At 64.3% G+C, this 21,751-nt stretch carries 19 protein-coding genes; 13 read left to right on the forward strand and 6 right to left on the reverse strand.

The features are described 5' to 3' along the window. Nucleotides 1-40 precede the first annotated feature (40 nt). Genes HCO70_RS00680 through HCO70_RS00690 form a run of 3 tightly spaced genes read left to right on the forward strand, consistent with a single transcriptional unit; the run spans nucleotide 41 to nucleotide 3,610 of the window. Nucleotides 41-1,783 carry an iron ABC transporter permease gene (locus HCO70_RS00680; RefSeq protein WP_172292115.1) on the forward strand — a complete coding sequence of 581 codons (1,743 nt, stop codon included), beginning with the start codon at nucleotides 41-43 and terminating at the stop codon, nucleotides 1,781-1,783. Continuing rightward, a complete protein-coding gene (locus tag HCO70_RS00685; protein ID WP_172292117.1) occupies nucleotides 1,776-2,840 on the forward strand; it encodes an ABC transporter ATP-binding protein in 1,065 nt (354 codons plus the stop codon). Before HCO70_RS00680 ends, HCO70_RS00685 begins: the two co-directional genes overlap by 8 nt. A 14-nt stretch (nucleotides 2,841-2,854) precedes the next feature. After that, nucleotides 2,855-3,610, forward strand: a complete 756-nt coding sequence (locus HCO70_RS00690) for a citryl-CoA lyase (protein WP_172292119.1) — start codon at nucleotides 2,855-2,857, stop codon at nucleotides 3,608-3,610. Here HCO70_RS00690 and HCO70_RS00695 read toward each other — a convergent pair. Continuing rightward, on the reverse strand, nucleotides 3,604-5,244 hold the full coding sequence (locus HCO70_RS00695) for a thiamine pyrophosphate-binding protein (protein ID WP_172292121.1): 1,641 nt from the start codon (nucleotides 5,242-5,244) through the stop codon (nucleotides 3,604-3,606). The genes HCO70_RS00690 and HCO70_RS00695 overlap by 7 nt on opposite strands. 147 nt (nucleotides 5,245-5,391) lie before the next feature. On the opposite strand from HCO70_RS00695, the gene HCO70_RS00700 reads away from it, so the two are divergent. Genes HCO70_RS00700 through HCO70_RS00710 form a run of 3 tightly spaced genes read left to right on the forward strand, consistent with a single transcriptional unit; the run spans nucleotide 5,392 to nucleotide 7,359 of the window. Beyond that, on the forward strand, nucleotides 5,392-5,754 hold the full coding sequence (locus tag HCO70_RS00700) for a Rieske 2Fe-2S domain-containing protein (RefSeq protein ID WP_172292123.1): 363 nt from the start codon (nucleotides 5,392-5,394) through the stop codon (nucleotides 5,752-5,754). Then, nucleotides 5,741-6,145, forward strand: a complete 405-nt coding sequence (locus HCO70_RS00705) for a hypothetical protein (protein ID WP_172292125.1) — start codon at nucleotides 5,741-5,743, stop codon at nucleotides 6,143-6,145. The genes HCO70_RS00700 and HCO70_RS00705 overlap by 14 nt, the downstream gene beginning before the upstream one ends. Then, a complete protein-coding gene (locus tag HCO70_RS00710; protein ID WP_172292127.1) occupies nucleotides 6,142-7,359 on the forward strand; it encodes an amidohydrolase family protein in 1,218 nt (405 codons plus the stop codon). Before HCO70_RS00705 ends, HCO70_RS00710 begins: the two co-directional genes overlap by 4 nt. A 66-nt stretch (nucleotides 7,360-7,425) precedes the next feature. Here the strand turns inward: HCO70_RS00710 and HCO70_RS00715 are convergent, their stop codons facing one another. The 5 genes from HCO70_RS00715 to HCO70_RS00735 form a co-directional block, all read right to left on the reverse strand. Then, on the reverse strand, nucleotides 7,426-8,478 hold the full coding sequence (locus HCO70_RS00715) for an ABC transporter substrate-binding protein (RefSeq protein WP_172292129.1): 1,053 nt from the start codon (nucleotides 8,476-8,478) through the stop codon (nucleotides 7,426-7,428). A 955-nt stretch (nucleotides 8,479-9,433) separates the two neighbouring features. Next, nucleotides 9,434-10,333, reverse strand: coding sequence for a carbohydrate kinase family protein (locus tag HCO70_RS00720; RefSeq protein ID WP_172292131.1), 900 nt, complete (start codon nucleotides 10,331-10,333; stop codon nucleotides 9,434-9,436). Continuing rightward, the gene (locus tag HCO70_RS00725) at nucleotides 10,330-11,160 is read right to left on the reverse strand and encodes a carbohydrate ABC transporter permease (protein ID WP_172292133.1); all 831 of its coding nucleotides are present in this window, start codon (nucleotides 11,158-11,160) and stop codon (nucleotides 10,330-10,332) included. The genes HCO70_RS00720 and HCO70_RS00725 overlap by 4 nt, the downstream gene beginning before the upstream one ends. Then, nucleotides 11,150-12,040 carry a carbohydrate ABC transporter permease gene (locus HCO70_RS00730; RefSeq protein ID WP_172292135.1) on the reverse strand — a complete coding sequence of 297 codons (891 nt, stop codon included), beginning with the start codon at nucleotides 12,038-12,040 and terminating at the stop codon, nucleotides 11,150-11,152. The genes HCO70_RS00725 and HCO70_RS00730 overlap by 11 nt, the downstream gene beginning before the upstream one ends. Before the next feature lie 13 nt (nucleotides 12,041-12,053). Then, the gene (locus HCO70_RS00735) at nucleotides 12,054-13,295 is read right to left on the reverse strand and encodes an extracellular solute-binding protein (RefSeq protein ID WP_172292137.1); all 1,242 of its coding nucleotides are present in this window, start codon (nucleotides 13,293-13,295) and stop codon (nucleotides 12,054-12,056) included. A gap of 192 nt (nucleotides 13,296-13,487) precedes the next feature. On the opposite strand from HCO70_RS00735, the gene HCO70_RS00740 reads away from it, so the two are divergent. From HCO70_RS00740 to HCO70_RS00770, 7 genes are all read left to right on the forward strand, one after another. Then, complete coding sequence (locus HCO70_RS00740; protein WP_172292139.1) at nucleotides 13,488-14,261, forward strand: GntR family transcriptional regulator; 774 nt, start codon at nucleotides 13,488-13,490, stop codon at nucleotides 14,259-14,261. 178 nt (nucleotides 14,262-14,439) lie between these two features. After that, complete coding sequence (locus HCO70_RS00745) at nucleotides 14,440-15,795, forward strand: ABC transporter substrate-binding protein (RefSeq protein WP_172292141.1); 1,356 nt, start codon at nucleotides 14,440-14,442, stop codon at nucleotides 15,793-15,795. Continuing rightward, nucleotides 15,779-17,179: a carbohydrate ABC transporter permease gene (locus HCO70_RS00750; protein WP_172292143.1), complete on the forward strand. Its 1,401-nt coding sequence runs from the start codon at nucleotides 15,779-15,781 to the stop codon at nucleotides 17,177-17,179. The genes HCO70_RS00745 and HCO70_RS00750 overlap by 17 nt, the downstream gene beginning before the upstream one ends. Before the next feature lie 9 nt (nucleotides 17,180-17,188). Then, nucleotides 17,189-18,013, forward strand: coding sequence for a carbohydrate ABC transporter permease (locus tag HCO70_RS00755; RefSeq protein ID WP_172292145.1), 825 nt, complete (start codon nucleotides 17,189-17,191; stop codon nucleotides 18,011-18,013). Then, complete coding sequence (locus HCO70_RS00760) at nucleotides 18,013-19,077, forward strand: ABC transporter ATP-binding protein (RefSeq protein ID WP_172292147.1); 1,065 nt, start codon at nucleotides 18,013-18,015, stop codon at nucleotides 19,075-19,077. Before HCO70_RS00755 ends, HCO70_RS00760 begins: the two co-directional genes overlap by 1 nt. Further along, nucleotides 19,077-20,528 carry a glycerophosphodiester phosphodiesterase family protein gene (locus tag HCO70_RS00765; protein WP_172292149.1) on the forward strand — a complete coding sequence of 484 codons (1,452 nt, stop codon included), beginning with the start codon at nucleotides 19,077-19,079 and terminating at the stop codon, nucleotides 20,526-20,528. The genes HCO70_RS00760 and HCO70_RS00765 overlap by 1 nt, the downstream gene beginning before the upstream one ends. After that, the gene (locus HCO70_RS00770) at nucleotides 20,525-21,568 is read left to right on the forward strand and encodes a LacI family DNA-binding transcriptional regulator (RefSeq protein ID WP_172292151.1); all 1,044 of its coding nucleotides are present in this window, start codon (nucleotides 20,525-20,527) and stop codon (nucleotides 21,566-21,568) included. Before HCO70_RS00765 ends, HCO70_RS00770 begins: the two co-directional genes overlap by 4 nt. Nucleotides 21,569-21,751 lie beyond the last annotated feature (183 nt).

Here is a 21,751-nt window from a genome sequence, read left to right on the forward strand (position 1 = left end):
AGGTCTGGGAAAGAAATCAGACCCGAAAAGCGGAGGAAAGATGGACACTTCGTCGATGGAGTCGGTGAAGCTGCGGACTGGTAGCAGTCCGGGACAGCGCCCGTTCTGGCAGGGTGAGCGCGCGATCCAGTGGGCCGTGGCGATTGTCGTCTGCTTCCTCGTTCTGGCGCCTGTGGTGCCGCTGCTCGTTCAGGCCGTGGCGGACCGGGCGCTCTATCTGGATGATATCCAGCCGACCTTCGGCAACTTCGCCCGGCTGATGGAGGACACGGAGTTCCTGCGCTCGGTCCTCAACTCTATGATCTTTGCCGCTATCGGTACGACGTTCTCCTGCGTGGTCGGTGCAGTCGCCGCCATTCTGATCGGGCGGACGGACATGCCGATGAAGGGCCTCGTCTCCGGCCTGATGATCTGGCCGATCTTCATCTCGCACCTCGTCATCACCACCGGCTGGTCCATCGTCTATGGTCCGGCGGGCTATGTGACGATGACCTTCAAGCTCGCCTTCGGCGACGTGCCCTGGAACCTGTATTCGATCGTCGGAATGTCCGTGGTCGCGGGCGTCTGCCAGGTGCCGATCACCTATCTCTACTGCCTGACCGCGCTGCGGTCCTCCGACCCGACGCTGGAGGATGCCGCGCGGGCGGCAGGGATGCGGCCGCTGACCGTGTTCTGGCGGATCACCGTGCCGCTGCTGCGTCCCGCGCTGATCATGAGCAGCATCCTGAACCTCGTCATGCTGCTGGAAGCGGTCTCGATCCCGCTGGTGTTCGGCCGTCCGGCGGACATCGAGATGTTCATGTCCTACATCTATACGCGGGCGATCTCGGTCTCGAGCCCCGACTATGGTCTGGTCGCGGCGGCCGCCTGCTTCCTGGTCCTGCTGGTGGTCGTGCTGGTGTCTAGCCAGCGCGTCCTGCTGCGAAAACCGGAACGCTTCGTCACCATTGCCGGCAAGGCGACCCGACCGCGGACGATGAGGCTGGGCAACTGGCGCTTCGTGGCGCTTGCCGCGCTATTGCTCTACCTTGCCATCCTCGTCGTCCTGCCGCTGGCCGGGCTCGTGACCTATGCCTTCTCCAGCTTCCTGACGCCACTGATCCCGATCCGCGAAGTCCTGACGCTGGACAATTTCCGGCTGGTGCTGAGCACGCCCGTCTACGTGCGATCGATGACGAACTCGATCATCATCGGGGTTGTCGGCGGTGCCTTCGCCGTCGCTATCGTGGCGTTGCTGGCCGTCGTCGTGCATCGCTCGACATTCCCGTTCCGGCGGTTCCTCGATATCATCAGCCTGCTGCCACGCGCGGTCCCGGGCATGATCGCCGGCATCGGGATCTTCTATGTGACCGTGATCGTCCAGCCCCTCGGCTGGCTGCGCGAGACGATCTTTCTTCTGATGATCGCCTTCACGATGCGCTACATTCCCCTCGGTTACGGCGCCATGGCCACGGCGATCATCAAGATCGACAAGCAGCTCGACAAAAGCGGACGCGCCATCGGGGCAAGCTGGTGGACGACCATACGGCGCATCGTGCTGCCGCTCATGGTCCCCGCCATGCTGTCCAGCTACGCGATCCTGTTCATCCATTTCTTCAAGGACTACGCGACCGGCGTCTTCCTGGTCGCGCCGGGCAGCGAAGTCCTGGGCACGACCCTGCTGCAAATGTTCCTCAGCGGCGAGACGGGTCCGGCCTCTGCTCTCGCGACCATCCAGCTTGCCATCACCGCCCTCTTTATCCTCGGCATGCGCCGCATCGCAGGAGTGTCCCTTTATGGCTGACCTGAGTCTCAAGAATGTCTCCCGTCACTTCGGCGGCTTCGCGGCCCTCAAGGACCTCAGCCTCGACGTGCGGGAAGGAGAGTTCGTATCGCTTCTCGGACCTTCGGGCTGCGGCAAGTCCACGACGCTGGGCCTGATCGCCGGGCTGGATCAGCCGACATCCGGCAGGATCATGGTGGGCGGTCGCGTGGTTGCCGACGGCGACAACGGCACCTTCGTCCCCGCGGAGGACCGCGAACTTGGCCTCGTCCTGCAAAGCTATGCGCTTTGGCCGCACATGACGGTTCGCGGCAACATTTCCCTGCCGCTGGAAATCCGGAAGGTTCCGAAGAAAAGGCGGGGCGAACTGGTGGAGGAATACCTCTCGCTGGTCGAGATGTCGGACTATGTGGATCGCTATCCGCACGAACTGTCCGGCGGGCAGCAGCAGCGCATCGCGCTGGCGCGGACGCTGGTCTACGAGCCGGTTGTCCTTTTGCTGGACGAACCGCTGTCCAACGTCGATGCCAAACTGCGGGAGCGTGCGCGGACATGGCTGCGCCGGCTTCAGCGGCATTTCGCCGTGACGACCATCTTCGTCACGCACGACCAGTCCGAGGCGCTGACCATGAGCGACCGGGTCGCGGTCATGTCCGAGGGACGGCTGGTGCAGTTCGGCACGCCCGAAGAGGTCTACGCCCGACCCGGCGACCCGTTCGTTGCGGACTTCGTCGGTTCGAGCAACCTGATCAAGGGTGTTCTGGAAATCGCGGGCGGCGATGCACGGCTGGTGGTCGGGGACCGGACGATCCGCGTTCAGAAGCCGCAGGCCATCGATGCCGGCGGGCCGGTGACCATGGCTGTCAGGCCAGAGAAAATCCGCGTGCTCGCCCCTGGCGACGACCGGGACAATGTCCTCGACATAGAGATCAAGGACTCCGATTTTCTCGGTGCAAGATCGCTCTATCACGCGGATCTCGGCGGACAGGCGATCCGGTTCGAAAGCCGCGCCAACGATCTGCGGGGCCCTGTACGCGTCGGGTTCTCCGCCGACGATTGCTTCGTCTTCCGAGGCTAGGGCAAACAGGACCGATGGCGACGACGAAAATTGCGACGGCCGATGCAACCTCGGTCACGATCCGGGGCAAGGATCTGGTCGGCGACCTGATCGGCAAGGTCAGCTTTACCGAGCTGACCTATTTCCTGACGACCGGGCGGATGCCGGATGCCGCGCAGACACGCGTGCTGGACGCCTGCCTCGTCACACTCGCCGAACACGGTTTCACGCCGGGCGCCCTTGTCACGCGGCTGCTGGCCGACAGTGTTCCGGGTCAGGTACAGGTTGCCATCGCAGGCGGGCTGATGACCGTGGGCGAGGTCTTTGCCGGCACGATGGAAGGCTGCGCCGCACTGCTCGAGGCGGGCGTGGCCGAGGGCGGCGACCCGTCGGATTACTGCAAACGGGTCGTGGCAGAGCATCGCGCGGTGAAAAAACCGGTTCCGGGCTTCGGGCACGGGTTTCACAAGCCGGACGATCCCCGGACCGAGCCATTGCTGACGCTCGCCGAGGACTGTGGCGTGGCCGGGAAATACATCGGAATGCTGCGTGTTCTCGCGACGGAGGTCGATGCGCAGGCAGGACGCCACATCACCATCAATGCGACGGGCGCCATCGGCGCGCTGCTGCTGGAGATCGGCGTTCCCGCCAACATCGCGCGCGGCATGGCGGTCGTCTCGCGGTCCGCGGGTCTTCTCGGCCACATCATCGAAGAGTCCGAAACCCGCTCCGCCAGAGAGATCGCGCGCCTCACCAAGGAAGCCATACCCTACCGTTCGGACGATCAGTAGCTTCTGCGCACCGCGACCTCGATAAGCGTGCTTTCCGTCCGGTCCAGCGCGCCGATAATCACATCGGCCGCGCCGTCCAGCGTCTCCACCCGTTCCGCATTCAGCCCGTATCCGCGTGCAATAGCGACGAAATCCACCCTTGGCTCGCGGATCGCCGTCACGGCGATCAGCGAGCCCTGACGCCCCGACCGCTCGTCAAGAATGCGGTACCCGTTGTTGTTCAGGATGACGAAGGTGACCGCCAGCTTCTCATGCGCCGCAGTCCAAAGAGCCTGAATGTTGTAATGCGCGCTGCCGTCGCCGATCAGGGCCAGCACCGGGCGTTGCGGCTGCGCGGACCTGATGCCGATGGCCGCGGAAAGACCCCAGCCGATGCCGCCACCGCGCAGACCGAAAAAGCTGGCCGGCTGCGGCCCGACCAGGAACTCCCGGATGCCACGCGCGAGCGAGATCGCCTCTTCGACGATGATCGTCCCGTCCGGCAGGCGGTCGCTCAGCCGGTAATACAGCGCCAGCGCGTCGACCAGACTACGATCCGCCGACATCGCCTCCGCCTCCAGCGCGGCGCGCGCTTCTCGGGCGGTCTCCCGTTCCGTCTCCATGCGCCGGGCCGCACCGGACGCAAGGCCGGCGTCGGATGCGAGGCGCCGGCTGAGGGCCGTAAGCACCAGAGCGGGATCCGCCAGAAGCGACGTTTCGGTCGTGTAGGTCTTACCCAGCTCCCACGGGTCGGTGTCGATATGGACGATCGCAATGTCCTCCGGCACCGGGTCGGTCTCGTGAGGAAGGGACAGGGTCATCAGGTCCGCACCGACCGAGATCAGCAGGTCGTGGCGCTCCAGATTCTTCCGCACGCCGGGGGCGAGCCGGCCGATGGCGCCGCGTGCCAGCGGATGCCGGGGCGGTAAAGGCGTCGTGTTGGCAATGTTCTCGGTATAGACAGGCGCGCCAACAAGTTCCGCGAACTCTGCCAGCTGCTCCTGCGCAGAGGACTGTTCCACGGCATCGCCTGCGATGATCACGGGCGCCTCCGACCGGGCGATCCGGGCCGCCAGCGCGTCGATCTCGGCGTCCGGCGGCGCAGTCTGGGTGAGAACACGGTTCGGGACACCGGCGGGCACATTCGTCAGCGTCTTCATGACGTCCTGCGGCACCGACACAAAGACCGGGCCCGTCGGCACGGTCATCGCAACCTTCGCGGCTCGGCGCAGGATCCGGGGGATCGTGACGGCGCTGCGGATCTCGGCCTGCCATTTCACCAGCGGGGCCGCCATGGCGGGCAATTCGCCCCACAGCACCGGTTCGGTCGTACAGAATTCCTGATCGTGCTGGCCACAGATGACCAGCATCGGCGCGCCGGCCTTCGCGGCGTCGTACAGCATCCCCATCGCATTCCCAAGGCCCGGCGCGGCGTGCAGCAGGGCCACCGACAGGCCCCGTGCTGCCAGCGCATGACCGCCCGCCATGGACAGCGCCGCGGCCTCCTGCAGGCACAGGACATAGGTCAGCGCACCGGCCCGCTCTATCGCTTCCAGCAGCGGCAGCTCCGTCGTCCCGGGATTGCCGAAGACATGGCTGACCCCCTCGGAGATCAGGATTTCCGCTATCAGATCCGCTCCCGAGCGCACGCCCATCCAAGTCTTCCCTTCCCGTCCACAGGCCACAAACTGCCGCTGATAGCGGCGCGGGCCACCCGAAAAAAGCTCACATCTCCGGAAGATTTACTGATTTGTACCGGAAAAGCCGCGGCCTGTACCTTGGTCCCGAAAGGCGGGTTGCGCATGAAGGTGCATGTCGGGCAGGCGGACGAGATACGCGCAGAAGGGCACATCGTCGTTGCCATAGGCGAGAAAGAGGTCGGGCTGTTCGCCGTCGGGGACGGCATCGTCGGCTGGATGAACATCTGCCCGCATCAGGGCGGCCCGGTCTGCCAGGGCAGGCTGTTCCGCCGCGTCGTCGAACCTCTGGATGCCGAGCGCCGCAGCTTCGGGCGCCAGTTCGACGAGACCGACAGGCACATCGTCTGCCCGTGGCACGGGCTGGAATTCGATCTTCGGACCGGGCGCAATGCAGCGAATGGCGAACTGCGGCTGCGCGGCGTTCCGGTCACCGTCGAGGGGGAGGACGTCTATGTCGAGGTCTGACGCGGCCCTGTCGCTGGCCGCTGCGGCGGGCAAGACGGGCAACAACCCGTACGAGCCCATAAACTGGCTGGCAGAGGAAATCTGGGAACTCAGCGAGGCCGCAGTGACGCGGGAAGAGGCAGATCTTGTCACCGATGCCGCCGTGACGGCCCTGATGACGGCCGCGGTCAGGCTCTATGCCAAGAAGTGCGACGGCGAGGCGCGTACCTTCCGCCCGCTGAAGGGCGACTACGACGAGGTCGTCACCCCGACAGAGGCGCTGACGGCGTGCACCGAGCTGTTGCGGGCCCTGCATCTTGGACCGATGGAATTCGCGCTGTGGGCGCGGCGGCAGCCGGAAACCTATTACGACGAGCCTTTCGCGCCCGCCCGTGAGGATAAGGCGCCGTGACAGAGCAGAGGATCACCCGCCCGCTGGAGAAGATCACGGTCAGGACCGACACGCGGGACATCCTTGCCCATGCAAAACGCGACGCGGTCCGGCGCAAGTTCGACGACTGGCTGATCTTCGACATGGACTCGCACCATCAGGAAAGCGTGTCCTGGAACGAGATCGTCCAGTTCATCGAAGATCCCGTCGTGCGCGAGCAGGCGATGAACTACCACAATGAAAGGGTCGGCGCGCCGCCCTACGGGCTGAACGCGAATTTCGGCATGCGCTATCAGGATGTGGGCGGCCGCATACTGCACCAGGCCGACCGGCGCGAGGATGTCTCGGGCGAAACCGTGCACCGCGACGTGGTCCTCGCCCGGCGCGCGATGGAGGCGATGTCCGTCGACTACACGATCCTATTTCCGGTCTCCATGCTGCTCTTGGGCACGCATCCCCAGGCGCATATGGAAGTGCAGCTGGGCGATGCCTACAACCGCTGGCTTACCGAATACCTGATCCCGCAGGACAGCCGCCTTAAGACGCTGATCTATCTGCCGTTCAACTCACCGGATGCCGCCTACCGCACCGCCGAGAAGTTCGCGGACAAGCCCGGTGTCATCGGCTTCTGCGTGACCTCCATCCGTCACGCCGGCGTTCACGAGAACGCCTACATGCCGCTCTACCGGCTGATCGAGGAAACCGGCAAGCCGATCGCCTTTCACGCCGCCTATCACTGGACCGACCCGTCGCTGAAGACGATCCCGACCTTCCTCGGGATGCATTCGCTCAGCTTCGTCTGGTGCAACATGGTCCACATGACCAACTGGATCCTGCAGGGTATCCCCGAACGGTTTCCGGCGCTGAAGAGCATCTGGGTGGAAAGCGGGCTCGCCTGGATCCCGTTCCTGATGCAGCGGCTGGACGACCAGTACATGATGCGCCAGTCCGAGGCGCCGCTGCTCAAGCGGATGCCCAGCGACTACATGCGCGAAAACTGCTGGTACAGCTCGCAGCCGATGGAACGCGGCAATCTCGAAGCCCTCGAACTGACGATGAAGATGATCAATGCCGAGACCCAGCTGCTCTACTCGTCGGATTGGCCGCACTTCGACTTCGACACGCCGGGATCGATCTTCAATCTCCCGTTCGTCAGCGAGCAGGCCAAGCGCAACATCCTCGGCCTGAACGCCGCGCGGCTCTTCGGTCTTCCGGAAACCCGGCCCGAACCCTGACCCCAAAATGGAAAGCCCGGCTTCCATCGGAAGCCGGGCCATCCGGGCAGGACCTGCAGTCAGGCGCTACTTTTCGGTTGCTTCCAGAAAGCGTGCGCGCCAGTCATCCATCGCCGCGTCCACTTCCGGGGAATAGTCGAAGTAGGCGACGCCCATCTCCGGATCGATCCCTTCCGGCGCGATCGTATTGTAGTGGAACTGAACATCCGCCTCGATCCCCGGGTAATACGGCGTCAGCCCGGCTTCGCCGACCACCTTCTGACCGGCTTCGGTCATCAGGTAATTGACCAGCAGCTTGCCGCCGTTCGGGCTGCTGCCGCCTTCGACAACGCCCATGTCCCGCGACAGAACGACGGTGCCGTCGTCGAGGAACGTGATCCCGAGAACCCGCGCCTGTGCGCCTTCCAGCTTGCTGGGCAGAAGCGCCCGCGGCAGCATGAAGGCGGCAACGTATTCGCCGGTCTGAACCTTGTCGGTCATCACCCCGGCGGTCTGCTCGAAGCGCAGGTTCGGCGCGAGCTTGTCGATCAGCGGCCAGAACTCGTCGCCATGATGCTGCATCAGGCCCGTGTAGACCGAGTAAGAGAAGGGAGAGACCATCGGGTTGTAGGATCCGATCTTGCCTTCGAACACCTCGGGATACTGCTCGATCTTCGCGACGAGATCCTTCAGGCCGGTCGGCTGCTGTTCTTCGGACAGAAGCAGCTTGTTGAAGATCATCGGCTGCGGGTCGATGGACAAGGTGAAATAGCCTTCGGGCTTGATCGCGAATGGCGGCAGCATTTCCGCATCGCTCGGCTCAAACGAGATCAGATCGCCCTGACCGCCCATCGCCAACCACTGATCCGGGCCGGTGGCCATCAGCACGTCGGCTGTCCGCGTGCCCGACGCCTTTTCCGCGCGCCAGCGTTCGAAAGTCTCGGCGTTGGATCCGGTGCGCTTGGGCGTGACCTCGATATCCGGATAGACCTCGTTGAAGCCGCCCAGGATCACCTCCCAGTTCTGCGGGTTCAGCGTCGTGTAGACAACGACCGGCCCTTCAGCCTTCGCGGCCTCCAGAATGGCGTCCCAGTCTTCGGCAGCCTGCGCCGTCAGCGGCGCCAGCATCGCACCGATCAATGCGGCTACCGAAAATGCGGACCTCCTCCGATCTGCCCAGCAGATTCCTTGCATTTATCTCACTCCCTATTCGTTTCTTGTCGGCTTGCCTGGTAACGCTGTGCTCCCGGTTCACAAAGGATCCTTGCTTGGATGGTCGGGCCGGTTATCAGGTGTCGCCGTCGGTTTTCACCAACGCAACGTCAGCACAAACAATGAAGACCCGGCTCAGCGCGTTTAACAATCGAGTTTGCGTTACAACTCTGTCAGGAAAAATCCAAACCGCCCGACACTGGCGGGCCATTGGGCTTGGACTGGACATCCACCTCAATGTGATCCCAACGTCGACATTACCCACTCTCTTCGAGAGCGAAAGTGCCGCCGGTGTCGATGCGTCGCGTCAAATTGGCGCGTGCTAAGCGTCAGCATGCCGCCCAAAGGCGTTCTCCCTTTGGCTGTTTGCTGCGGCAGAGATCAAATTCCAATCGGGGATGATCGGCTATGAGCCGACGAAAATTTAGATCATTAAGGCAAAACTGACCCAAGCGGCCCAGAACGAAATGCAGCCGCTGCAAGGGGCATATCATGGACTGTCGACCGCCGGGCTTTCTGACGGTCGTTGTCAGTGGGAAACGCGTTCAGAGTAAACCGCGCCATTCAGCCGGTAATTCGCGATGCGCAACGATGCAAACGGGCTTCACGGCGCCCCAAGTCATCGGACGGGTCATGATAATGCGGCAACATCAACCTGATGGATTGCGTTGTCCGTTCTGCGCCAAGCCGTTCGCTGTGCGGCTTTATTGGTTTCACGATTTTCTGCCGTCCGTTTCGCTGTTTCGTAGGTGATGCTTTTGGTGGGACCGCCATGCCAGGATGCCCTACATTTTTTGGGGGTACGTTGGGCGACGCACCTTTTGGAAGTCCTTGTTGCTAAACGACCAATGGAGCCAGGCGCGTGGTTCCCAGGGCAGCAATTTCAACTTGTTTCCGCCCGAACTGCCGCAACCGCGGCGGCACTCGCATCTGTGTCCGGGCGGCAGCCTGGGCCGGACATGGCGGCGGCCGCGAGGCGGAGCCCAGTGTGGATCGCATCTTCCGGGGTCAGGCCCTGCCAGGCGGCGTGCAGATATCCGGCGCAGAAGGCGTCGCCGGCGCCGCTGCGGTCGACGGCTTCTACCGGCGGCGGGACGACGCGGGTGGTCCCGGCGGGGCGGTAGGCGGCGACCTCTTCGGCGCCGCTGGTGATGACCACGTGATGCGGTTTGCCGGCGAGATCCGCCGCGATCATCGCGGGCATGTCCCGGCGGCCGGTGTACCTGGCCAACTCGTCATGGTTGGAAATGCAGAGGTCGAAATCGGCGGCGACATCGGCGCTGTATTGGCCGTTCAGATCGGCGGAGACGGGGATGCCGGCGAGGTCCGCACGGCGGTTCGGGGTGAAGAGCAGCGGATGCGCCCGCGCCATGGTGTGCAGGCGGTCGAAGCTGGAGAAATCGGTCTCCGCCACCAGCGTTTTCCACGCCTCAGCGGCCCGGTCGGCGCACCCTGCACGGGCGCCGATCATCCGCTTGTCGGACCCGTTCGCGAGGATAACCGCGAGGGTCGGTCCGATCTCCGGGCAGCGGCGGATGCCGCCGGTGCCGACTCCGGCCCTTGCCAGGCTGTCGACCGTGACGCCGGACAGCGGATCGTCTCCGGCGACGGCGAAGTACTCGACCTCGTGGCCCAGCCGGGCCAGCCACCAGGCGACGTTGGCCGGGGCGCCGCCGCCATCGATGGTGACGCTTTCCGCGCCCATCTTTTCGTGCGGCTCCGGCAACCTTGCGACCTGAAACACGAGGTCGAGATTGAGGTTTCCGAGGATCGCGACCCTCACTCGCCGACCCGTCCGGTGAAGGCCGCCATCACGAAACGTTGCGCGAAGGCGAAGATCAGCAGGACCGGCAGCGCGGACAGCAGCGCCACGGCCATCATCGGACCCCACATGGGCTGATGGTCGTCGATCGAGGTGAAGGCCTTGAGGCCCACGGCCAGCGTCCGCTTCTCGGGACTGTCGAGCACGAGCAGCGCCCACAGGTAGATGTTCCACGCCCCCATGAAGCTGATGACGGACAGCGAGGCGATGGAGGGCAGCACGTTTGGTATCGCGATCTGCAAGAGCTGGCGGAACGGGCCGGCGGCGTCCATGCGCGCCGCCTCGAACATCTCGCGCGGAAGGGTGCGGAAGCTCTGCCGCATGAAGAAGACGTAGAAGCCGATATAGGCGATGGAGGGCACGATGACCCCGGCGCGGGTGTCGAACCAGCCGACCATCGAGATGCCGACATAAAGCGGGACGATGCCGATAATGGTGGGAAAGGTCATGGTGGCGACGATCGTCCAGAAGGCGGCCTCGCGGCCGCGAAACCGCAGATGGGCAAAGGCAAACCCGGCGGGCACGGCGATGGCAAGCTTGCCGACGGTGACCAGCGTGGCGATGAGGATCGAGTTCCACAGCCACGCGGCCACCGGATAGCCGGCGAAGGCTGTGCGGAAATTGGCGAGCGACGGCTCGTCGGGCCAGAAGCGGAACGTCTTGCGCAGCACCAGTTCGTTGGGGGTGAAGGCGGTGGTGGTCATCCAGAACAGCGGAAAGACCGACAGCACCGCCGCCAGGACCAGAACCGCGTGGACCATCCAGAACGTGCGGCGATCAGCTTTCATAGTGGACCCGATGCTCGAACATGCGGAATTGCAGCCAGGTCACCGCGAGGATCAGCAGGATGATCAGGACGGCGGCGGCGCTTGCCTGGCCGAACTGGAAGAACTGCAGGCCGCGCTGGTACATGTAATGCAGGATGTTGGAGGACTGGCCGTAGGGCCCGCCACCGGTCAGCACATCGATGGCGCCGACGATGTCGTCGAGAACGCCCATCGTCGTGGTCACGGCGACGAAGAAGAAAGTGGGCGAGATCAGCGGCAGTTCGATGGTCAGGAAGCGCCAGAAGGGGCGGGCGCCGTCGAGGGCGGCGGCCTCGAGGATCGGTTTGGGGATGCTAACGAGAGCGGCGAGGAACAGAAGCATGTTGAGGCCGAAGTTCTTCCAGAATGCCACGATGGTCACGCACCACAGTGCGAGGTCGGGGTCGGTGTGCCAGCGTTGCGGCGGCAGGCCGACCCAGCCGAGGGCGGTGTTGAAAAAGCCGTTGAGCGGGTCGAACAGCCAGAGCCATGCGATGCCGGCGGTGGAGTAGGCGAGGATCGTCGGCAGGAAGAGGGCGATCTTGTAGCCGTTGGCGACGGTGCCCTGCCGCACCCGGATCAGCAGCACGGCCAGACCGAGCGGCACGAGGATCTGTGCCGGGATCAGCACCACGCAGTAGATCAGCGTGTTGATCAGCGCGTCGCGGAAATTCGGATCGGCGAAGATCCTGCGGTAGTTTTCGAGGCCGACGAAGTTCGCTTCGGGGCGGATGAAGTTCCAGTCGGTCACCGACAGACCGACCGAAAACACGACCGGCAGGTAGAGGAAGACCACGGCGAAGAGAAGCGCTGGCCCGGTGAAGATCCACGGAGCCAGCGCAAAGGCGAATTTTCGCGTCATCGGGCGCCTTGTCTCAGCCGATCAGCGGTGTCAGTTCGGCTTTGGCGCGGATCATGCCTTCCTCGGCCGGCACTTCACCTTCCAGCACCCGCGCGACCCACTGGCGCCAGACATCCTGGCCTTCCAGACCGCGTTCGCCGGGCCAGATCGTCTCGGCCGTCAGGCCTTCGGCAAGCTGGGCATAGCCGGCATCCTGCAGCGGCAGCGGCGCGATGTCGTGAACCGAGGTGTTGAGGTAGCCGACCTTCGACCAGATCTCCTGACCTTCCTTCGAGGCGCAGAATTCAAGGAAGGTCATGGACGCCTGCGCCAGTTCCTCGTCGCGGGCATAGATGGCGAGGAAGTTGCCGCCGGAGTTCATGTTCCGCGTGCCGCCGAGCGACGGGAACATCACGTCCTTGAATTCGTATCCGGCGTCGAGCAGCGACGAGGAGCGCGCGGACGAGGTGCAGACGATGGCGATGGCGCCGCCGATCTGGGCCTGCGCCTGAGCGCGGTAGTCGAGGTTCTTCCAGAGGCCGGGTTGAACAGGCTCGGCAAAGGCGGCCATGCCGGCAACGGCTTCGGGCGAGTCGCAGACGACGTCGTCGCCATGGATGATGTAACCGCCGGCATTCTGGATGTAGGCCTGCGAGGTCCACTCGTTGTTCGACAGGTCGAGGGCTGAGCGGTAGGTCGGGTGGCTGCCGCCGCCCAGAGCTTCCTCTATGGCCGCCGCCTTTTCCATCAGCCATTCATGGCTGACATCCATCGGGATGTCCTCGTCGAGCCCGGCTTCGCGCCACAGGTCCATATTGATCCAGGTGACCGGGGTCGACATCGCCCAGGGCAGGCCGATCAGCTTGCCGTCGATATTGACCAGATCGTGCACCTGCGGCTTGAACTGGCTGATGATTGCTTCGGCCTTGGCGGCGTCGATCTCGTTGAAGTCACGGGCGCCCAGGGTGCGCGAGGCAAAATACCCGAACTTCCAGCCCGTGATCATCATTTCGGGAGGACGGCCGGCGGCGATGGAGGCGAGCGCCTTCGTCGCCATTTCCTGATAATCGCCGTCGAGACGGTTGACGACCTGTACGCCGGTTCCCTTGGCGTTGAAGGCATCGACGACCTGCTGGAACGGCCTGTCGGCGCCCCAGGGGCTGGAAATGGTAACGGTGGTATCATTGGCAAGGGCGCGGGCGGGCAGCAGCGCGGCGGCGGAAAGGCCGGCCGCGCCGGCGACGACTTCGCGGCGCGTGAGGGCATTGGAAGGCATGGGACGGCTCCATTTCACGATTGAGGATGGGCGTCTGCTGTATACACAGCAGCGCCTGAATCCGGCTTAGCCCGGCCCGGCGACGGATTCGTGACAGAGGCTCTGCATGTCTGTGACAATCGCTGCCGGGCGGCGGATGCGGCTTGTTTCCGCTGCCCGCCTGACGCAGGAGTCTTCGGAAGGAGGGCCACCGTGGATAAAAAAAGCACGCTGACGCGGATCGCTGCCGAAAGTTTCAGCGACAAGCGGGAACGCCCGATCTGGCTGCAGATCTACGACCGGCTTGCGCAAGCGATGCAGTCGGGCGTTCTGGCCGAGGGAGAGCGGCTGCCGGGCGAAGAAGAGTTGGCGGGCATGTTCGGAGTCACCCGGATCACCTTGCGCCGGGCGCTCGACCGGCACCAGCGCGAGGGGCGGCTGCAGGCCCGCAAAGGTGTTGGCGTGTTCGTCCGCTCGATTTCCGTCCGCTATGTCGTGCATCCGCACGAAGCCTTTAACGATCCGGTCGCCGGCGATGCGCTGGAAACGCGCACCGTCTCGCTGCGCCGGCGCGTTGCCAGCGCAGCCGCTCGGGAAGCCTTTGCACTGGGCAGCCGGGCACGAACAATCGAGCTGTCGCAGTTGAAGTCGGCGGGTCAGGCGCCGGTCTACCTGTCGCTCAAGGAATTCCCGGTGGATGTCTTTCCGGAGTTCGAGGACCGCTACAACGAGACCGGCACGATCCTGGGCGCGTATGCGGCGCATGGCATCGACACATATACGCGATTGGAGACGCGGATATTCGGCGATTTCGCCGATGCGCGCGAGGCGGGGCTACTGCAGATCTCTCCCGGCGCACCGCTGATCCGGTCGCGCAGCCTGAACCACGACCTTTCGGGGCGGCCGATAGAGGTAAATCGCGGCTGCTGGCCGATGTTCAGCGTCGAACTGGTCTTTGGCGAATCCGACCTGACAGTGCATCGCTGACGTCGACTGAAGCGGGCCGGTCCGGCCATTTCCAGGCCCAACGACGGGGGCTGATCGGGCGTTGTCAGAAAACCGACACATGCGTGAAGGTTGGCTGTCACAGGAATCGCGCAGATTGGGCTTGCACACGTGTGCAACACGCCAAGCCGATGCATGAAACCGATCAGCGGGAACCGTCATGACCATATCCAAAACGCTCACGCGCGGCTGCCTGACCGCGGCCCTTCTTTCCACCGTCGCCTTCACCGCGACCGCCGAGGACTACACCATCACCGTCTGGGCCGGAGGCACCAACGAGAACTCCGACTACCGGTACGAAGCCATCTCGATGGCCGCCGATATCCTTGAACGCGAAGCTGCTGTCCGCGGCGAGGACCTGTCCATCACAGTCGAAAGCCAGGCCTGGTCCGGCTGGGACGATTTCAAACAGGCCTTCACCCTGGCCTCGGAAGCGGAAAACGCGCCCGACATCGTGGTATCCGGCCACGAGGATATCGGGCCGTGGTCCGAAGCGGGCCTGATCCGTCCGATCGAGGATTACGTCTACTTCGACGTTTGGCCGCTGAACGCGATCTATCCGAACCTGATCGACGTCGCGTCCTATAACGGGCAGGTCTGGGGCATCCCGCAGGATGCCGAGGCACGCGTCTTTTACTGGTCGATCCCGGCGCTGAAAGCCATTGGCTGGTCCGAGGACGAGATCGAGACCCTGCCGTCGCGTGTCGAGAGTGGCGAATTCACCCTTTACGACATGCTCGAAGCCGCCAAGGCGATGCAGGATGAAGGCGTCGTCGGCGACGAGATGGGCTTTGCGCCCCGTGTTTCCAACGGCCCCGACTACTGGCAGTTCTACCAGTCCTTCGGTGGCGAAATGGTCGATCCGGAAAGCGGCAAGCTGGTGGTCGACACCGCGGCGCTGACCGGCATGTACCAGTTCTTTGTCGATGCCGTCGACATGGGCGTTGTCCCGGCGACCTGGCTCGGTTCGGAATGGGACATGTGGCACCAGAACGCCGCAGCCGGCAACTACGGCGCCTGGCACGGCGGTACCTGGCACTATGCCCAGTGGACCACCCAGTTCGGCCTCGAGAACTTCTTCGACACCGTGCAGTATTCGTTGATCCCGTCGGGTGGCGAAGGCGGCCGCGCGAACTCGATCACGCACCCGCTGGTCTACCTTGTCACCTCGGCGGCGTCCGAGGACGAGGCCGCCATCGCGGCGGAACTGATCGCCATCGCCTCCGAGCCGCGCATCAACGCGTTGCACGCGGTGAAATCGGCGCATCTGGGGATCGCCGAGGCCGAAACCACCGTGCCGCTTTATGCCGAGGACCGCTGGCTGACCGCCGCGTCCGAGCGCCTGGCGCCGCATACGAACGCGATCCCGAACAATGCCGATTTCGGCATCTACTGGACCGCGATGTTCGACGGGCTGGAAGCGTCGTGGACCGGCGTCAGCTCGGTCGAGGATGCGGTGGCTGACGTCGAAGCCAAGGTCACGCAGGCGCTTGGCGACAATGTCATCGTCCGCTGAGGCGACAGGAGGGGTGGCGCGCGCGGCGCGCCATCCCTCGACCGACCGCCCCCATCGCCAGATAGCCGCCGCGCGACCGCGCATCAGCCTGTTCGGCGCGCTGCTGCTGGCGCCGGCGTTGATCCTGCTGACCTGTTTCTTTCTGGCGCCTGCGGTGCTGACAGCCGTCTTTGCATTTACCGACATGTCCACCTCGACGGGCATCGGCAAGGGGCAGTACGTGGTCACGCCGAACCTGCTGCGCGAGCTGGCGGATGCCGGGCTTTCCGACGAGGTCGCCGAGGCGGTGTCGGTGGAGACCTACACGGTTGATGACGCCGGGCTTGAGGCGGCGGAAGCGGGCGGGGTGGATGGCCGTTTTTTAAAGAACATCGCCGACCGGCTGAATGGCGAGACCTACACCGCTGCGCGCGAGTTCGAGCGCGCCCTGCGCGGTTTGCCCGACGCCCCGCGTAGCCCGCGCGAACTGAAGCTCGCGGCGGAGCATTTCGGTCAAAGCGTCCTGAACCAGCGCTTCGACACCAGCGAAGAGCTGTCCGCCACTCTGGCCGAGGTCGCTCCGAATGTCAGCGAAGAGACCCGCGACCGTATCGTCGCGTCGTCCTATACCGGTGCCGTCTGGACGACCGAGAATTTCCACACCCTTGCGACACAGCGGGAAACGGCACGCCTGGTCGCGAACACCTTTCTCTTTGTCAGCGCGACGCTCGGGTTCTTCAACCTGAGCCTCGGCCTGTTCCTGGCCATCGTGCTGTTCTACATGCCGAAACCGGTCAACAGCGTGTTCAGCACGCTTTGGCTGCTCCCAAGGATCACGCCGGTGGTCCTGTATGCGATCATGTGGAAGTGGTTCACGTGGGAAGGCGGCTTCCTGCCCGTGCTGGCCGAACAGGTGGGTTTACCGTCCTTCAACTACATGAAGGGCTCCGTCGTTACCGCGTGGATCACCATGATCATGGTGAACGGATTCATCGGCGCATCCTTCGGACTGATCCTGTTCTCGGGTGCGCTACGGGCGATCCCGGTACAGCAGCTCTGGGCTTCCGAGGTGGACGGAGCCACCCGCTGGCAGCAGGTCCGGCGGATCATCCTGCCGCAGCTGCGCTGGCCGATCCTGTTCGTGACCGCCTACCAGACCCTGTCGCTCCTGTCCGCCTATGAGCAGATATGGCTGACCACCAATGGCGGCCCGGGCAAGACGACGACGGTCTGGGCGCTGGAGGCGTTCCGCACCGCGCTGTCGAATTATTCCGGCAACCTCGAATACGGGTTGGGCGCCGCCATGGCGCTGGTCCTCGTGATCGTCGGGCTGACACTGTCCATCCTATACCTGCTGCTGTTCCGGTTCGGCGAGCTCGTGTCGAAACCGCGGATCGAATTCTGAGGGCTGCTAATGACACGCAACTTCTCGATGCTGCCGCTGCTTCTGGTCATCGTGCTCGTCAGCCTGCCGCTGATGGTGATGTACGGGTTCCTGGTGCTCGACACCTTCACCGATGCCCCGCCGGGAGAGTTATGGCCGGACCGGTTCACGCTGCGCCACTGGCGGTTCCTGTTCGATCCCACGGAGGTCGGCAACGTCTGGGCGGCGTCATTCAACAGTCTGGTTCTGGCCTGCTCGATGATGGCGATCGTGCTGTCGGTCTCGACCACCGCGGCTTACGCGATCTCGCGCCTGCATTTGCCGTTCCGGCGTTTTTTCCTCGCCGGGATCCTTGTTATGCACGGTTTTCCCGCGGTGACGCTGATCATCGGCGTGTTCTTCGTGCTGAACCTCACCGGACTCTACGACACGATGATCGGCGTGATCCTGGTGAAGGGATCACTGATGCTGCCCTTCGGGATCTGGATCATGAAGGGGTTCTACGACGCCGTTCCCTGGGAGATCGAGATGGCGGGCGTTCAGGATGGTGCCGGGCGGTTCACCGTGTGGTGGCGGCTGATCCTGCCGCAGGTGAGGCCGGGGCTGGTGGCGCTGGGCGTGTTCGCGTTCCTCGACGGATGGGGCGAATACGTGCTGCCACGCATCCTTGCGCCCAGTTCCGATATCCAGGTGCTGTCGGTCTTTCTCAACGAACTGATCGCGGGCGACCAGCTTGGCTATGACTTCAACCTCTTCAAGTCGGTGGGCCTGTTCTACACCCTGCCGGTGATCCTCCTTTACCTGATCTTCCAGAACCGGCTCATGAACATCTTCGGCGGAGGCACGAAAGGCTGATGCGACTACAGCTTGAGAATTTCACAAAGGCCTTCGACGGCGTGCCGGTCATCGAGGACATGAACCTGCAAGTGGAGGATGGCGAGATGCTGGCGCTGCTCGGTCCATCGGGCTGCGGCAAGTCCACGACGCTGTTCGCCATCGCCGGGATCTACCGCGCCGATGGCGGGCGTATCCTGTTCGGCGAGCGTGACATGTCGAACCTGCCGTCGCAGCGGCGGAATGTCGGCGTGGTTTTCCAGAACTACGCGCTCTATCCGCATATGTCGGTGCAGGAGAACATCGCCTTTCCGCTGACCGTCGGAAAGAACCGCATGCGCAAGGCGGATACGGTCAGGCCGGTGCGCGAGATCGCCGAGCTAATTCATATCGAGGAACTGCTGGCCCGCAAGCCCGCGCAACTGTCCGGCGGCCAGCAGCAGCGCGTGGCACTGGCCCGTGCGCTGGTGCGGCGCCCGGACGTGCTGCTCCTGGACGAACCGCTGGCAAACCTCGATGCCAAGCTGCGACTGGAGATGCGATCCGAGATCCGCCGCATCCAGCGCGAAACCGGGATCACCGCGATCCTCGTGACCCACGATCAGGTCGAGGCGATGTCGATGTGTGATCGCGTGGCGATCATGAACAAGGGAGAGATCCTGCAGATCGCGCCGCCGACCGAGATGTACCGTTCGCCGGTCAGCCGGTTCGTCGCCGGGTTTCTGGGCAATCCGCCCATCGTGTTTCTCGATGGTCATGTGACCGGCGAGTGCGGGTTCACGATGGAGCAGGGGCTGAGCCTGCCGCTGCCGCAACGGCTTCGTGGCCTGTCTTCGGGACAGTCGCTGACGCTGGGCGTCCGGCCGGAGCATTTCGGCACGTCCGGCGCCGCGGTGGCGAGCGGAAAGGTGACTTTCGTGGAGCCGCAGGGCCGCGAAACGCTGTTCGATGTGGAAACGGCACCGGGCGTGGTCCTGCGCTCGATACAGCCGGCGCGGCAGGATGTCGGCATCGGCGACACGGTCAGCTGGCCGGTGGATGCCGAGCACCTGCTGGCCTTCGACGCTGCCGGTACGCGCCTTTGATGCGTTCGACACTTCGGCATCCCTGGCCCGCGCGTCCGGATGGCCGACCGCTGTGCATCGCGCATCGCGGTGCGTCCGCCCATGCAAAGGAGGGGACGCGCGACGCATTTGTTTTCGCCGCCGACCTCGGGTCCGACATGTGGGAGGTGGATATCTGGCTGACGGCGGATGGGCGACCTGTCGTTTCGCATGATCCGATTGTGACGGCTGTTGACGGCAGGTCGGTCAGGATCGCCAATCTCACATTGTCTGCGCTTGCGGAGAATTGCCCCGACCTGCCGACTCTGGCGCAGATCGTCCGTCTGGCCGGCGAGCGAGATCAGGCGCTTTATCTCGACCTGAAGGCGCGCGGGGCCGGGCCGCCGTCGGTCGCGGTGCTGGAGAGCGACGGTTTCGAACCCGCTGCCCTTGGCGCATTCGACGATGCGGAGGCGCGGGCGCTGGTGGAAGGCGGCTGCCCGTGGCCGGTGACCGTTCTTGTCCGTCTGGGGGAGGACCCGTTCCTGCGCGCGGATGCGACCGGCGCCGACATCATCCACCTGTGCTGGGAACATGGCGGCGACCGCCCGCAGGATCTGGTTACGCCCGAGCTGATCGCAGAAGCGCAAAGACGCAGCCTGGGAATCGCTATCTGGCACGAGGAGCGGGCTGAAGTTCTGGCGGATCTAGTGAAGCTGCCGGTGCTTGGCATCTGCACCGACAATCCGGAGCGTCTCGGCGGGTTCCATGTACTGCCTGAGCGGCGGATCGAGGTTGTCTGCCATCGCGGCATCAACCACATCGCGCCGGAAAACACGATGGCGGCGGCGCGGCTGACCTATGACATGGGCTGCGACTGGCTGGAGCTGGATGTCCGGCAGACCCGCGACGGCGAAATCGTAGTGATCCACGATGCCAGCGTCGACCGGACCTCGGATGGAACCGGCGCGGTTGCGAACATGACGTTTGCCGAGATCCGTGCGCTGGACGCAGGCACGTGGAAAGCGCCCCACTGGGTTGGTGAGCGGGTGCCGAGCCTCGGCGAGGCCATTGCGCTGTGCCAGTCTTTGGGCCGAAAGATGTATATCGAGAACAAGTCCGTGCCCGCCGCAGCGTTGCTCGATTTCGTACGGGAGCGGGGCTTTCTGCAGGATTGCTTCTTCTGGTCCCCCGATGCGGAGCTGCTGCGCGAGATGCGGCGGCTGGAGCCAGCCGCCAACATCAAGTCCAATATCGAACACCATGACGGGTTCGAGGACATGTGCAGTTCCCTGTCGCCGCAGATCTGTGAGATTCAGGTCGACACCTGGGAGGTGCAGGCGCCGCTCTGCCGCGCGCATGGGATCCGGCCGATGCTGCAGTATTTCGGCGACGACCCGGCCGTTTTCCGGCGGATCGCACAGTGGCAGCCGGAAATGATCAACCTCGACCGCGCCGACCTGCTGCTCGCCGCGCTGAAGGCGCGGGCATGAAGACCTCGCGCCTGCCCACCGCCATCGACGTGGCGAAACGTGCCGGCGTATCACGGTCGGCCGTCAGCCGGACGTTCACCGAGGGCGCCAGCGTTTCGCCCGAGACCCGGGCCAAGGTGCTCGCGGCGGCCGAGGACCTGGGGTACCGGGTGAATTTCCTGGCGCGCGGGCTGATCCGCCAGCGCACGGAACTCGTCGCGATGGTCGTCTCGGATATGGATCATTCGTTCCGCGCACGGCTGGTGGATCTTCTTTCGCGCGGGCTGGTCAACCTTGGCTATCGGCCCGTGCTGCTGCCCTGGAGCGAAGGCGACAATCCCGGGCAGCTGATCGACATGATGCTGCACTACGCCGTGTCGGGGACTATCGTTACGTCGGACACGCCACCGGGGGACATAGCGGCACAGTGCATGCAGCACGGCGTACCGCTGGTGCTGGTCAACAAGGCGCCGGTCGACAGCAATGTCGCCCGTGTGGTGGAAGATTTCGAAAGCGCCGGACGGCTGGCGGCCGATGCGCTGGCCGAAGCGGGGTGCAAGCGGGTGGCATGGGCCGGGCAGCGGCGGCCATCCTTCACCATCGGCAGCCGGAAGGCCGTTTTTCTCGACCGTTTGCTTGACCTCGGATTGGACTTCGTGGGCGACGTGACAGGCGCGCGCCAGAATTATGCCGGCGGGCAGGAGGCTGCGCAGGCGTTCCTGGAGCATGGCCTGCAGGCGGACGGTGTCCATTGTGCCAACGATTTTCTCGCGCTGGGCTTCATGGACGGGCTGCGCGCCGCAGGGGTGACCATCCCAGGCGATCTTGCGGTGGTGGGCAGCGACGATATCGCAGAAGCTTCGTGGGCCAGCTATGACCTGACGACCATCGAGCAGCGACCCGAGGATCTGTCGCAGGCCACGCTGGATGCTCTGGTCGACCGGATCGCCCATCCCGCCGAAACGGCAAGGATCCGGCAGGTTGGCGTGCGGCTGGTCCGTCGTGGGTCGACCGGGGCTGTGCGCGTCGCTTCAAGTTCAGGCAGGTCCAGAGGCGGTTGAAGGATGCGGCGCGACCGACAGTCTGAATGCAGGTTAGCTGTTTAACTTGTTCGGCGGATCACGTTATGAGGGGCCGTGGCCTTTGCGGCCGGAGACTGCCGATGATCCTCAAATCGCTGACTTGTATGCATGACGCTCCGGGCCGGGGTGCTCGCGTGTCAGTAACTGGGAACGGTTGGGCCG

Origin of the sequence: Pseudoruegeria sp. HB172150 (assembly GCF_013184805.1) — a bacterium.
Classification (GTDB): Bacteria; Pseudomonadota; Alphaproteobacteria; order Rhodobacterales; family Rhodobacteraceae; genus Psychromarinibacter.